This window comes from Amycolatopsis sp. lyj-90, from assembly GCF_046549035.1.
GTDB lineage: Bacteria > Actinomycetota > Actinomycetes > Mycobacteriales > Pseudonocardiaceae > Amycolatopsis.
Map to the genome: position 1 here is coordinate 209,746 of NZ_JAJPWP010000011.1, position 13,685 is coordinate 223,430.

Consider the following 13,685-nt stretch of genomic DNA (forward strand, 5'->3'; position numbering starts at 1 on the left):
ATCGGTGCCTGAAACCATAGCCGCTTCCCCCTGCCGCCAGTTCCACGGGTTCCACCGTGCGGAATAGGAATGACAGGCGCCGAAGGGGCGAAATGGTGTGCCACTCAAAGAGTATATTCGCCGCCAAAGCGAACTCTGACGCACTGATTCGAATTACCGCACTCGCAACACCTCCCCCATGCCTGCGACAGCATTCGCCTGATAAGACCATCAAAGAGCTCACCGGCGGCTACCTGGCCGCCCTGTGCACAATCAAGGACCTTGAGAGAGAGTAGGCGGCCCGCCGCAATTCCCTGGCGGCGGAGGCGATGCCGACTTGCGTCAAATGTCCGGTCAGCGCCAGCGCGACCGGCTGCCGCAACCCACCCAGCGGCACCGCGACACTGGTGAACCGCTGCAGCGGATCGTCGGTCATCGCGAGACCGACCCGGCGAATCTCCGAGAATTCATCAGTGGATGGCTCGCCGGCACACTCGGCATCCGTGTCCATCCGATAGGCGCGCAGCACCTGCTCGATCGCAGAACGACGCAGAGTCCGGCGAGCCAGGGCGGCGCTTGACAACCGAGGAGTGCGATGTCCGAAGATCTGATTCACGTGATGAGGCTCTTCACCGGCCAATACGCTAATGCTCGCCGTGAGCCCGGTCATGTGATGAAGCTCCACAAGATGGGGTGTCGAATGATACTTGAGCGAGACCAGAAAGTGATCTTCAGTCTTCCGTTCAGGTCGCACCATTTTACCCGGCGAGTACCTGTCACCACTCCTTGAGATCATTCCATGCGCCAGAAGAACCGCGAGGACTCGGTGCACGGTCGCTTTCGCAAGGTGGGTATGCTGACTCAGCTGCGTAAGACTCAAAGCGACATCACTGTTAATCAGGGCTGCCAGCACGACCATGGCCTTGTCGACAGCCGTGCGACCCTTTCCGCAATAGATGCTGGAAACTTCTTCACTCACTGCCGAAGACGCGTTCATGGGAAATCCAGGTTTCTCGACCATCAGCGTTTTCTAACCTGCTGCCCGGATCGTAAGTCACTCGCTTGCCCAAAGATCCGCGATCGACCTCACCGGAGTCTTTCCGGTCAAGAAAGTTACACGAAAACCCTGCGCCACGGTGAGCTCGATTGACATCGTGTTACCGCACTGCCAACAGGCTCACGCGATTGATTCGCCGACTGCGCCGCGCACTCGCCCCGGAGCGAGTTGCGACTTCGACTTCGTCGCGTACTGCTCCGGCTACCCCGTGTTCGCGCCGCACCTCGCGGATATCGACAGGACGTCGTCGGGACATGCACCAGTGCCCGTGGAGAGCAGACGTCGTGAGTCATCGCGAACAGAGCGGACCGCCGCTCATGCTCACCGTTCGTTCCAGTCGATATGCTGCTCGATCCAGTCCACCAACCGGTGGTTGTAGTCGATCCGCAGGGAAGGCGCTCCGCACCTGACTGATCTATGCGAGGTATCCGGATAGACGACCAGTCGTGCAGGGACATCTCGTTCGCGCAGAGCGGCGTGCCACTGCTGTGCCTGGCCGAGCAGGCAAGGCCGGTCGCCTGCGCTGTACAGAAGTACCGTCGGCGTCCGGGAGGCGCTCACCGGATCGAGAAGCGATGATTCGGAGCGGTGCACGGCCGCCGGCCCCGGAGATCCGGAGTCCGCGCACCCGCTGCACGGCCGGCGATCTCCACAGGTGCCACTTGCGGCGTCCGGATCATCGACCGCACCGAGGACAGCGGCCGCGGCGAACCGGGCGTCGTGCCCGGTGAGCCAGAGCGCAATGACCCCGCCGGAGCCGTGCCCGGTCACCGCGAGCCGGTTACGATCGACGAAACCATCGGCGACGAGCTGGTTGATCGGCTCGAGCAAGTCGGTGGGGTCGGCGATCCCCGAATGGCTCGGGATACCGTCGCAGGACACTGGGCCGTGGCCGTCGCTTCCGCGCGGGTTCACCAGCAACACCGCCCAGCCCCGGCTGACCAGTTCTTGGTGGTAAAAGTACGTGTCGTCCGCGGCGCCGTTCCAGGCGTCACATGGCCCGCCGTGAATGTCGAGCAACAGTGGCATCGGACCGCCGCGATCGTGGTCGCAAAGCAGCCAGGACCGCACCTCGGCGCCATCGGGGAGGGTGAACCACACCTCCTGGCGAGAGTAGAATTGGAGGTCGGCGGCCGCCGCGCCATGATCGGTCAGCACGCTCTGGGTGCCACTGACGAGATCCACGACCGCGATCTCACCGAACGACGCGGATGTGCTGAGCGCGATGGCGGCCACACCATCACCAACCGACAGCCCTGTCACGTGGGCATCGCCGTCCACGAGAGGCCGGGGGTATCCGCCGTCGGCAGCGACCGACCAGAGTTGCGTCCAGCCCTGTTCGCGCAGGCAGAACCACGCCCTGCCGTCAGCCTCCGCAGGGCGGATCCCCGGGAAGCTCGGCTTGCCCGAGATGACGTCGCGATCCAGTTCGCCCGCGAGCTCCCTGGTCGCACCGTCTACGACGGCGACGCGATACAGGCCGGAGCGTCCCGGCTGAGGTCCCGACCATCCTGTCACCAGTAGCGCCGAGCCGTCTCCACTCCAGCTCACGGTGGTGGCCAGGCCGTCGGCGAAGGCCAGCACCTGCGGCTGACGACGCGGCAGATCGGCCTCGACGAGGTATACCGGCGCACGCGGACCTGAGCCACTCGTCACGTTCGTGAGGCCAACGTATGCAAGCGTCGAGCCATCAGGCGACCAGGCAGGGGTTGCCACACTGTGCGGACCGTCAGTGAGCTGACGGAGCTCTCTGCTGTCCAGGTCGAGGACGTGCAACTGGTCGCAGATCCGGCTGTGCACTCCCCACCCGCTGTGCTGGTAGTCGATGTCGTCCGAGACCAGCGGGCCTCGCTCCCCACCCAAGGCGTCGACCGGCGCGGCGAAAGCGAGCCGGCGCCCGTCTGGACTCCAAACCGGCACTCCCGCGCCGAGCGGAAGGGAAGTCAGCTGCTCAGGGTCGATCATCCCGGGCTCGAGCAACGTAAGTTGACCGCCGCGCAGGAAGACGATGAATCCGCCGTCAGGGGACCAGGTCGGCGCGGTGTCGTCCGAGCCTGCGCTGAGACGGCGCGGTGAACCCCCCTTGACCGGCACCAGCCAGAGCTGGTCGACGACGCGGTCATGTTCGACGTCCTGAGTACGCAGTACGTAGACGATCCGATCGCCATCGGGCGACAACGCAGGCTGCGAAGGGATCGCGACCCTCGCGAGGTCCTCGACACGCGGTCGTTCGGTCATGCTCGGCTCCTTCATGCGATTCGCCCCGAAACGACCACCAGGAATTCGTGAGTGGCGGCGACGAGCACACCTACCTGTGCGGAAGCCCGCCTCGACGATCCGGCCGGGGACGTGTGGCCACGATGCGCCACTCAGCGCCCGGGCCTCCGCGCGCGAGCGCGAGTCTCAGGACAGCAGACCTGGGCTCGACTCGCCCGGAAGCAGCTCACGAGCGACCTGGCCGGAAGGGTGCTCCTTGCCTCGAATCGGAGGTCGTTGTCCGACGGCCGGACTAACGACGAGGCCCCTTCGAGTAAACCCAAGGCCGAGAAATCGTGCTGAGGACTCCCGAAGCCAACGGCAGCCAGCGATCCTCTCGAGACGGTGCACGCAACCACGTCACCGCACCACGAGGGAGCACAGTCGGTGGAAGTAAGGCCATCGATGGAGGGCTGTGGTAGCGGATCCCCTCAGGCAGTTCGTTCTTCAGCACGATCACGTCGTCCGATTCCACGAGCGCATAGACCTGGAACGGCGCACCGGGGAGAACCAGGAGAGGGCCATCGGGCAGGGCACCCGCCGTCTGGAGGAGAAGCTGTGCGGTTTTGAAGGGCATCGATACCGCCGCGAGGCCACCGGTGAGCCGCAGCACGAGTTTCCGCTCCTGCGTCTCCACGGTCCAGCCGAAGTTCTCGCGGTAGTACTCCGCGGCCGAGGCCAGTGTGGGCGAGGCCCTGTGCGGCGTCCCGTCGCCGTGGTCAGCCGCAGTGAACATTTCTCGACCGTGTGCGGATGCCGTCACGGGGACGCTCTCCCTTCAGGGCACTTTCCGATCTTCGACCATTCTTGCGACTCTTGATCACCACTGGGATCTCCGGTCAGGAACTCGTCCACACGGGCTGCCTGTCTTCGGACGGCGCAAGCGCATCCATCGCACGGCCGATCGCGAACGTGTCCGGGCGCGGGGGCAGACCGTCGACGGCGTCGATGTGCTCGAGCAGTTCAGGGTCGGGCGCCAGGTGATACTGCTCGAGGTAATAGCTGATCGAGTCCGTCCATACCCACCGGCCGTCGGTGTAGAAATTGGTGGGCACCACGGCTCCCCGGTCCGGCTGCACCACGTCGTTCATCATCGCCGTCGTGACGAGCAGCCGGGTTCCCGCCGCGAGGTAATCGAGAATCGATGCCCTTTCCTCTTCATCGGCGATCTTCTGCCGGTCGGAATCGAAGCTGGGACCGTTCTCCGGATCGACCTTGTCGAAGATCCTCGCCACCTTGACCTTGAGATCGGGTTCGGCCACCCAAAGTATCTTTCCCCTTGCCTGAGCGGCGCGTTGGTACGCAGGCCTGGGATTATGCAGGGACACCACCTCGACTTGCGGATCTTTCTCGCCGGCGGCTATGAGGCCGGCCTGGAATCGCCCGGTCACCTCAGCGAGTGTGCCGGCGTCTTCGTGCTCGTCGTCCATTTCAGCCACATAGACGACCCTCGCCGGCGGATACGGTGCGTCGTCGATGGGCGTTCGCACAGCGCTCCACAGCCCTCGGAGGCCCGGTTCCTCGGCCACCGAGGTGAGCAAGTCCTGTTCGGCGAGCGCGGAGATCAGCATCGAGTGGCTGGCCTCGTCGTCCTGTTCGTCATCGGTCGTCATGCCCTGCTCGACCGCGAATCGCCACAGCGGAGCCGCGTTGTCGGCGGCGAGCTCCACCAATGCCAGCGAGGCGATATCGGCGTCCTCGCTTTCCATCAGCTCGGACAGCACATCGAGATCGTCCTCCGTCAGAGGTAGCACGATGCGCCTACCGGCGAAGACCAGCAACCGGACGACGTCACCCGAACGGTCCTCGGCCAGCATCGACCGCGCCCTGGTGAGCAGGTCGTCGGGCAGCCAGCCAGCGACACGAAGGAGGATCTCGTGCAGGTCGTCGGAGAACGGGTGGCCCATACATCACTCCCAAAGGTATTGCCGGTCAGATCCATAATGACGCGAAAGACGGGTTGATTCCGCTGTCACGCTGATCGCGTGCCCTAACGCGCATTCTTTGGAGAAATTCAGTACCGAGCTGTTCAACTCGACATCGGATGCCTTTGCGATGTGGTCGATCGGGCAGACTCCACCAACGAGAACACTTCATCGTCCGCGCGGCGATGAGACCTCGACGATCATGGCAACCGACGAGATCTTCAGGAGAAGAAATCATGCAGACGACCGGCAAAGTGATCCGCTACGACGAACTGCGAGGCTACGGCTTCGTGGCACCGGACAGTGGGGACGAAGACGTATTCATCCACGTGAACGACCTGACCTTTGACAAACGTCTACTGGCCGCGGGAGTCCGCGTTCAGTTCACCACCGAGGAGAGCGCACGCGGTCTGAAGGCGTCCCAGGTCACTCTGCTCGATCGAGGCGTTGACGAGCCCGCTCCCCGGCCTGAACGCGTGCCCACCGTCCGAAACGGCAACTACGAGGTACTCACTGCCCAGGACCTGCGCGAGGAGGTCACCGAGGTACTACTGCTCGGCGCACCGATGCTGACCGGCCAGCAGATCGTGGAGATCCGGCAGGGTTTCATCGCCCTCGCCTTGTCCCATGGCTGGGTCAGCGAGTAGCGGGTGAATAGCCGCTTGGACAGCGAGGCAGAGACCTGCGGAGTCACGCATCTGTCATCGCCTTTCCGGCGCCCGCCAAAATCTACCGCCGGGTAGCGTCGTCTACGCGATCCACCCGACCCTATTCCCCGGGCGGCCCACCGTCGCGCGAGTCTCCGGCAGAGCCGAGCCTCGCCGCGACGGAGGGCCGATGCCGCGCTGGGCTTGAGTCCATAGCGGGCGTTCCCCTGGCGAGTCCCGAAGTATCGACCGGACACGCTCGACCTCGGTCAGCCTGCTGTACCGGGAACGACGCGAAAACAAGGCTCGACCGGGCAGCTGCCATTCCAGGACTTCGGCGCCCAGCCAGGGATCAGCGTTAAGACTCAGAACATTGATCGATCAAGAATCGCCGAAAATGCACCAAGCGAGACCGAACCGGCAAGAATGTCAAGGCGATGGCGAACTCACATCTCAATGCTTCGGCACAGGGGCACCGTCTCAGCCATCGGCCTCGCGCTTCTCGGATTTGCCGTTCTTGACCTGGTCGACCTCGCCTCCCATGCCTTCGACCATGCCCATGAGCGGTGAGAGGAGGGCTTCGAGCATCTCTTCGGGATCGACCTTCCCGGCCGCGGCAGCGCCCAAGTCCACGCCTCCGATAGTGCTGTTTCCCATCAGGTCCGACATCTTCGCCATACTCTCGGCTTTACCACGCTGGAGTGTCTCGATGATGTTACTCGCCAACTTGGCCGGGGCGAGCGACCGATACTTCGCCTCGTTGAACACCAGTTCGGAGACCTCACCATGACCATCGAACTTCATGGACAGCGAGTTGTCCTTGGCCCTGACCGTCAGCCCCCCATCACGCCAGAGCTTGCCGAGCTTGGCAAGCTTCTCCCGCTCACGGGCGAGAGCGGTCATCGCCTCCTCGACGCCGGCATCGGGGTCGAAGGGAACTCCAGAAGACATCTCAACTCTCCTTTATCGGTTTGACAATCAGAGCACGAAATTCAGACGAACCAGTTCACTGGTCCTTGCCGGCCGTCCGGAGTCAGCGCACAACGCCCCGCAGGTTGACATACCGGTCCGTGCGAACGGAAATCACACGAACATCATCGTCCCCCGGTCTCCACGTCCGCGGCGGTCAACAGGGTCAGGTCCGCCGCGCTCACTTCTGCGGACTCCGCGAGCCGCGACGCTTGCCTATCGGTCATCCGCTCGAACACACGCCTGGCCGTCCTGCCGTTTCCGAACGTGCCGTCCTTGGGGATCTCCTCGAAATACCGCAGCAAGACGTCGGACGCCTCCTCGTCGATCCGGTAGTCGTGCCGGGCGCACTGCGACCGGACGATGGTGACGAGTTCCTCCGCCGTGTAGTTGGCGAACTCGATAGTACGGCTGAACCGGGACTCCATACCCGGGTTGGATTCGAGAAAGCTGGACATCTCATTCGAGTAGCCCGCCGCGATCACCACGATGTCGTCCCGATGGTCTTCCATCAGCTTCACGAGAGTGTCGATCGCCTCGCGGCCGAAGTCAGGGCCGCTGCCACCGGATCCAGAACTCAGAGTGTAGGCCTCGTCGATGAACAAGACGCCTCCGAGCGCGGTGGTGAACGCCTCGGTCGTCTTGATCGCTGTTCCGCCGATGATCTGCGCGACCAGATCAGCACGGGCGACTTCGATGAGATGTCCTTGCCGTAGCACCCCGAGCTGGGCGAGCACCTGACCGTATAGCCGGGCGACAGTCGTCTTGCCGGTTCCCGGCGCGCCCGCGAACACGAGATGTCTCGCCATCGGAGGGGCGGACAGCCCGGCGTCTTGCCGGCGTTTGGCCATTTTGTTGAGGTTGATCAGCGAAGTCACCTCACGCTTGACCCCCTCGAGACCCACGAGTGCCCGCAGTTCGGCAAGCGGGTCGCCACCGGTCTCGGAGCGGACAGGCTCGGCAAGGGATGTGGTCGCCGCCTCGACCGATGCGGTCGTCCCATAGGCGTCGGGCCGAAGATTGCCGCTGGTGATCAGGTCGAGTACTTCGATCGCCGTCCCCGGCTGAGTCTGCCGCAGCCCGCTACCGTGATTGTCCCGAACGGTGCACGCCAAGATCCGGACGGCGTCCCGTGTCTCCAGCCTCACACCGTCCGCCTTCCCGCCGGAGAACTCGGAATCGGTCACGTTGCCTGCCGCGCCTTCGGCGAACAAGCACCCCACTCCCGAGCTGCTGCGCACGCGGGAATGGGCGACCGAAAGATTGGCGCCGACACCTACGTGGATACCGTGCCCACCCGAACCGGTGATGGATCCACTGGCCAGTACCAATGCCGCGTCTGTGACCTCGACTCCCGCGCCGGTGGTGTCGCGGATACTGAGCCCGTTCGCGGTCAGCCGTGCCCCACCGGCGATACGCAGTCCCACCTCGCCGCCTTCGACTTCGACGTTCTCCATCGTGCCGCGACCGCTCTCGTCGACCTCGACAGCGGGCCCGTCCGAACCGAGCACGCGCAGCCGCCTGAAGAACGGATCCGCGGCCTCCGTGACCCGGACCCCGGCCTTCGCGCTGCCAGACACGAGGAGCTGGTCGAACTCCGGCACGGATCGATCCGTCACGTGAACACCGACTCCGGCAACGTCCACCACCTCGCAGTCGATGACCTTGCCCCCGGATCTACCGCCGAAATGCACACCCCGGGGACCGGCGTTTCGGATACGAAGACCGCGCAGCTCCGGCTTGCACCCTTCCGCGACGAAAACGGCCTCCCCTCCTACACGCTCCACCGAACTGGACTCGAGAGCGACCTCTCCGGAGGTAGCGAGGTAGAAACCGATTCCCCTGACATCGGACACCGATATCCTTGTTCCGGTGATCGTTGCCTGCTGCTCGACGGCGATCGCCGGTTTCCCTGTCTCCGAGATCGCCGTGTCCTCGATCTTCAGGGTGCCGCGCCCGTTGAGACAGATCCCGTTGCCGCCGACCTTGGTCACCGTGCACGCGCGCATGGTCAGCCAGCCGTCATCTGCGACAACGACCGCTGAGGTGCCCAACCCTTCGAACCTGCAAGACTCGAGGGCGCTGTTGTCCCGCGCGGTGACCACCACACCGGCACCGATTTTGTTACGGACAGTACAGTCACGCATCAGGACGGTGCCATCGCCGGAGGCGAAGACGGATGACCAGCCTGCTCCTTCGACCGAGCATTCGGTGAGGCCCAGCTGGCCTTGTACCACGACGACCGCGGGATTCTCCTGGTCGGTGGAGACGACAACGAGTCCGGACAACGCGGCGAAAGTGGTCTCAACCGCCACCGCGACCCCGGACACGGACTGAACCGTCACCGTCCCGATCCCCTGCTCCGCAGTGATCGTCACAGGCTTCGACAGTACGAGATTCTCGCTGTACCTCCCAGGAGCCACCACGATAAGCGCCCCTTCGGGCGCATCAGCCACGGCGTCGGCGATGCGTCGGTAGCCAGGGCCAGGCGTCTGGGTGACCGTGATGACATTTCGACCCAAGTTCCGCCCCTCCCTCACTTGCGTCATCGGCCCCGGGCGGCTGCCCAAAGCAGCAGCGAACCTTTCGCGACTCGACAAAGAAATCTCCACTTCCCGATATAGCCGCATAGGCAGGCGAAAGTCCCACCCGAAGCAGTACGTTGGAGAACTTCGGGCAGGAAGTCGGACGAAAGGGCCTTCCCCACATTTCGCCGCGCCGCAGGATCCCGAGTCGCCGACCGGCACCGCTGACAGCGGTGATGTGGGCGTGATCGGCCAGGGCTCGGACGCAAGCCGGCCGCGGCCAGCCCCGCCACGTGTGGAACATCCGTCAGCGGCAAAGCGCCGACGTCGTCGGCGGTCGCCCTTAACCCTGCGAGATCGATGATCCTCGAACGGGACCTTCGGCCGGCGGGACCGGGAGCGGTGACCGACGCGGCGGTACTGTACATCAGCTGGTCATCGGCACCAGGGTTCATCCCCTGAAAAACGGCGCCGGACGAAAGCATCGATAAGTCGCCCACAGCGGCAGAAACCATCATGGCCGGGGCGCCGTCCCGCCGGAAACGCTCACGTTCGATCAAGTGAAGCAGCTCCGGATCGACATGGCAGAGCTCGGCTTGTTCTCCATACTCCCGCTCCCGCGATATCCGCCATGGACACCACCGCCGCGTATCCAGGGAGCGACGGCTGCTGCGCGAGAATGCTGTCACTCGGACTGGTCATGCGATGGCATGGGGAAGACATCGGATACTCGCCTGCCCGCTTTGATATAAGGCTCCAAGGTCCAGCGCAGGCTCGTCGCCCGATGGCTTTCGAGATCGACCTCGTAGTCGATCCCGTCGAGCGCGAACCACACCGTCTCCACGGCCGTGACTTCCGCCTGCTGAGACTCGAACGGGACCATTGGATCGTCCAACGGGCAACTCCTTACGTGTCGTTCGAAACTCGCACGGCGGTCAGATCACCCCTGCTTGCATGGCATAGGCCACGGCGTGCGGCCGATTGCGCAGGTTGAGCCTCTTGGTCAGTTCATAGATCACGTTCTTGACGGTTCTCTCGGAGTAGCAGAGTTTATCGGCGATCTCCCCTGTGTCGCAGCCGTCCGCCATGAGCCTGAGGACGTCGACCTCACGAGTGGTCAGCCCCGCTGAACTCAACCCGCGCGGGGACAGGACATCGTGCTGCAGTCGGCGAATGTTGCCGAGCAACTGCCCGAGCAGATCCGGCGGCAGAAGCCCTCTGCCCGAAGCCGCCGATACGATGGTCTCGACCAGCCGATCAGTGGAAGTCCGGGTTTGTGGCAGAACCGCCACCACCCGGCACTCGACGGCACTCAGGACGTCGTTCTCCCTGATTTCGCCGGCAAGCAGGACCTTGACGATCCCTGCCCGACTCTCCTCACGGAGTCCGGCGACGACGCGTGGCGTCATTCTGCCGACCTGCACCACCAGCACGTCTCGTTCGGTCAACTCGTCGATGTCGACGACGAGCAGCTCGGGCCTTGTTCGCAAGAAGCTGGTCAGCCCCGTGTGTGTGATCGCATCGGCGGCCCGGACGGCCACTCGTACCGCTTCCATCACAGACCTCCACGATCCGACGGGCCCGCAGGCCATCCCCAGTCGACTCAAGCCGCGTACGGCATACATGGCGCCGCACGGGCGGATATCTCACATCCACCGGTGTCATCGGCTCAGATGACACCGGCGCGCATGGCGTAAGCGACCGCCTGCGACCGGGTGTTGAGGCGCAACCGGTTCATGAGTCCATACAGGACGTTCTTGACCGTGCCCTCGGAGTAGGTGAGCTTCTCTGCTATCTCGTCGGTCTGGTAGCCCTCCGAGATCAACTGCAGGACGTCCCTTTCACGGGTCTCGAATCCGCACAAAGTCAGACCTGCCGGGCCGAGCACCTGCGAGCGAAGCTGGGCGATCTGGTCCAGCAGGATCCCCTGCAAGCGGTAGGGAATCAAGGCGGCACCTCGGCTCACCGCAAGTACGGCCGAAGCAAGAGTTCCCTCCTTCAGCTCACCTCGTGACAGTAACGCCGTGACCCCACACTCGATCGCTACCAGCAGGTCCTCTGCCCGGAACCGCTCAGCCACAAGCACCACACGCGTCGAGACCCGACCGTTGTCGCGTTGATATTGACGCAAGAGCGCGAAGGTGCTTCTCTCCACCACGCCATCCACCACGACGACGAAGACGTCCGGAGCCTCACCCTGCCCGTCGGGTAACAACCGCAGGTTCTCACTGTCACTCAGCATGGCGTCGACACCGGCCTTGGCGAACTCGTCAGCCGCTCGCACCTGGACCTTCACGTAATCCACGTCCGCTCCTCCCGTCCGTCCCGGGACACGACTGAGCCTGATGCCGAGTACTCAATTTCGACTCTATTACCCAGTGTGACGCTTTTGGCTACACAGTGAACATGAGTCTCGGCTCGACATCAGGCCGACGGATCACCTGCATTTCGTCGAACAAGCCCGAGCGCCGACAGCACCGGTGCCCGGGCCTCGAGACCTCCACCAGGGGCGACCCGAAGCCAGCGGCACCGATGCCGTTCCGCACACCGCTCCTCCGACTAGTCGTCCTCACCCCGAGCGGCCTTGATCGCGCGACGGCTCGCGAACCAGCCCACGATCAGGGCCACCACGAGCAGGGGCACACACATCAGCGTCACCCGGCCCGCGCCCTCGTCGAGCCACATCAGCACGAGCACCGCGGCCAGGAACAGCAACGTGGCGATCTGCGGCACAGGCGTCCAGGGCAACCGGTACGACGGCCGGGCGACCTTACCCTCCCGGGAACGGCGCACGAAGATCAGATGACACAGAATGATCATTCCCCAGGTCGCGACGATGGCGACCGCGGTGAAGTTGAGCACGATCTCGAACGCCGACGAGGGCATCAGGTAGTTGAGGCCGACACCGAGCACACACACCGCACCCGTAAGGAGAATACCTCCGTAGGGGACCTTGCTCCGATTCATCACGCCCGTGAACGCCGGCGCGGAACCCGTCTTGGCCATCGACCGCAGGATGCGCCCGGTCGCGTACAAGCCGGAGTTCAGACTCGACAGTGCCGCCGTGAGCACGACAAGGTTCATGACATCACCTGCGGCAGGTACGCCGATGCTGGACAGCACGGTCACGAACGGGCTCTCACCGGCTCGATACTCGTCGGACGGCAGGAGCAGAGACAGGAGCACGACAGAACCCACATAGAAGACACCGATCCGCCAGATGATGGAGTTGATCGCCTTCGGCATCACCTTGGCCGGATTCGAGGTTTCACCCGCGGCGACCCCGACGAGCTCAAGCCCCGCGTAAGCGAAGACCACACCCTGCACCACGAGAACCAGCGGCAGCAGCCCGTGCGGCATGATGCCGCCCGAGTCCGCGATCAACTGCGGGCCGGGAACATGCCCGTCGACCGGCGTACCGGTGACCAAAAGGAAGATTCCGATGACCATGAAAATCACCACGGCGCCGACCTTGATGATCGCGAACCAGAATTCCATCTCACCGAATATCTTCACCGAGACCAGGTTCAGCGCGAGCACCACAGCCAGCATGACCAGCGCGATGATCCACTGCGGTATCGCCGAAAAGAGCGACCAGTAATGGGCATAGATGGCGATCGCCGTGATATCCGCGATACCTGTCGTCGCCCAGTTGACAAAGTACATCCACCCGGCTATGAATGCACCTTTCTCACCAAGGAATTCCCGGGCATAGGAGACAAAAGCGCCTGACGAGGGCCTGTGCAGTACGAGCTCACCCAGGGCACGCACCACAAAGAAGGCAAAGATCCCGCACACGGCGTAGACGATCGCCAGCGCGGGTCCCGCCGAGTTCAGCCTTCCGCCGGCGCCAAGGAAGAGCCCGGTACCGATCGCACCACCGATCGCCATCATGCTGATATGTCGTGGTTTCAGAGACTTGCTATAGCCTTGGTCGCCGACATCCTGGGACGCCTGAACGACCGCCGCTTCCTCACTTCCTGAAGTCTGCATCAGGTTCAGCCTCGTGTCCTGTGTGTACGGGCCGGCTCGAATCCTCCTCGATCCTCGAAGGCTTCGGGCCGACGAGCAGAAAGGGAGCTCGCAGCAGAGAACCTTGACGCGAGAAAGAATTCTGGTCAACGGGAAAATGAATTAATGGGACTTTCTTCGAGACTCGCAGGGGCTTCAGGGTATTTCTTAACAGTCCCTTAGCGTGGAATTGATGCAAATTTAAGGTGCCTCGCGGGCCACTCCGACACGGGCGATCCGGTTTCCCGAATCGCGATCCGAGGCTGCGACCGTTCGGTACCGAACAGATCGCCGACTCAGGAACAATTCGTCTTTT

General features: G+C 63.5%; 11 protein-coding genes. 1 reads left to right on the plus strand and 10 read right to left on the minus strand.

Annotated elements, in window-relative coordinates:
* Nucleotides 1–229 precede the first annotated feature (229 nt).
* The 4 genes from ACLJPX_RS35470 to ACLJPX_RS35485 all read right to left on the minus strand — a co-directional run bounded on the left by ACLJPX_RS35470 (nucleotide 230) and on the right by ACLJPX_RS35485 (nucleotide 5,199).
* Complete coding sequence (locus ACLJPX_RS35470) at nucleotides 230–1,000, minus strand: helix-turn-helix domain-containing protein (protein ID WP_410604717.1); 771 nt, start codon at nucleotides 998–1,000, stop codon at nucleotides 230–232.
* 357 nt (nucleotides 1,001–1,357) lie between these two features.
* Nucleotides 1,358–3,274 (minus strand): S9 family peptidase, encoded by a 1,917-nt coding sequence (locus ACLJPX_RS35475; RefSeq protein ID WP_410604718.1) that lies wholly within the window; start codon nucleotides 3,272–3,274, stop codon nucleotides 1,358–1,360.
* Between the two features lie 271 nt (nucleotides 3,275–3,545).
* Nucleotides 3,546–4,055, minus strand: coding sequence for a hypothetical protein (locus ACLJPX_RS35480; RefSeq protein WP_410604719.1), 510 nt, complete (start codon nucleotides 4,053–4,055; stop codon nucleotides 3,546–3,548).
* 76 nt (nucleotides 4,056–4,131) lie between these two features.
* Nucleotides 4,132–5,199 (minus strand): hypothetical protein, encoded by a 1,068-nt coding sequence (locus ACLJPX_RS35485; RefSeq protein WP_410604720.1) that lies wholly within the window; start codon nucleotides 5,197–5,199, stop codon nucleotides 4,132–4,134.
* Between the two features lie 254 nt (nucleotides 5,200–5,453).
* On the opposite strand from ACLJPX_RS35485, the gene ACLJPX_RS35490 reads away from it, so the two are divergent.
* The gene (locus ACLJPX_RS35490) at nucleotides 5,454–5,864 is read left to right on the plus strand and encodes a cold shock domain-containing protein (RefSeq protein WP_410604721.1); all 411 of its coding nucleotides are present in this window, start codon (nucleotides 5,454–5,456) and stop codon (nucleotides 5,862–5,864) included.
* A gap of 480 nt (nucleotides 5,865–6,344) precedes the next feature.
* On the opposite strand, the gene ACLJPX_RS35495 is transcribed toward ACLJPX_RS35490, so the two are convergent.
* The 6 genes from ACLJPX_RS35495 to ACLJPX_RS35520 all read right to left on the minus strand — a co-directional run bounded on the left by ACLJPX_RS35495 (nucleotide 6,345) and on the right by ACLJPX_RS35520 (nucleotide 13,351).
* The gene (locus tag ACLJPX_RS35495) at nucleotides 6,345–6,815 is read right to left on the minus strand and encodes a YbaB/EbfC family DNA-binding protein (protein WP_410604722.1); all 471 of its coding nucleotides are present in this window, start codon (nucleotides 6,813–6,815) and stop codon (nucleotides 6,345–6,347) included.
* Nucleotides 6,816–6,958: 143 nt separating this feature from the next.
* Entirely contained in the window at nucleotides 6,959–9,580 is a 2,622-nt protein-coding gene (locus tag ACLJPX_RS35500; RefSeq protein ID WP_410604723.1) for a right-handed parallel beta-helix repeat-containing protein, read from the minus strand.
* A gap of 463 nt (nucleotides 9,581–10,043) precedes the next feature.
* Nucleotides 10,044–10,253 carry a histone-like nucleoid-structuring protein Lsr2 gene (locus tag ACLJPX_RS35505; RefSeq protein WP_410604724.1) on the minus strand — a complete coding sequence of 70 codons (210 nt, stop codon included), beginning with the start codon at nucleotides 10,251–10,253 and terminating at the stop codon, nucleotides 10,044–10,046.
* 40 nt (nucleotides 10,254–10,293) lie between these two features.
* The gene (locus ACLJPX_RS35510; RefSeq protein ID WP_410604725.1) at nucleotides 10,294–10,914 is read right to left on the minus strand and encodes a helix-turn-helix transcriptional regulator; all 621 of its coding nucleotides are present in this window, start codon (nucleotides 10,912–10,914) and stop codon (nucleotides 10,294–10,296) included.
* Nucleotides 10,915–11,027: 113 nt separating this feature from the next.
* On the minus strand, nucleotides 11,028–11,663 hold the full coding sequence (locus ACLJPX_RS35515) for a response regulator transcription factor (RefSeq protein WP_410604726.1): 636 nt from the start codon (nucleotides 11,661–11,663) through the stop codon (nucleotides 11,028–11,030).
* 254 nt (nucleotides 11,664–11,917) lie between these two features.
* Nucleotides 11,918–13,351 carry an amino acid permease gene (locus ACLJPX_RS35520; RefSeq protein ID WP_410604727.1) on the minus strand — a complete coding sequence of 478 codons (1,434 nt, stop codon included), beginning with the start codon at nucleotides 13,349–13,351 and terminating at the stop codon, nucleotides 11,918–11,920.
* Nucleotides 13,352–13,685 lie beyond the last annotated feature (334 nt).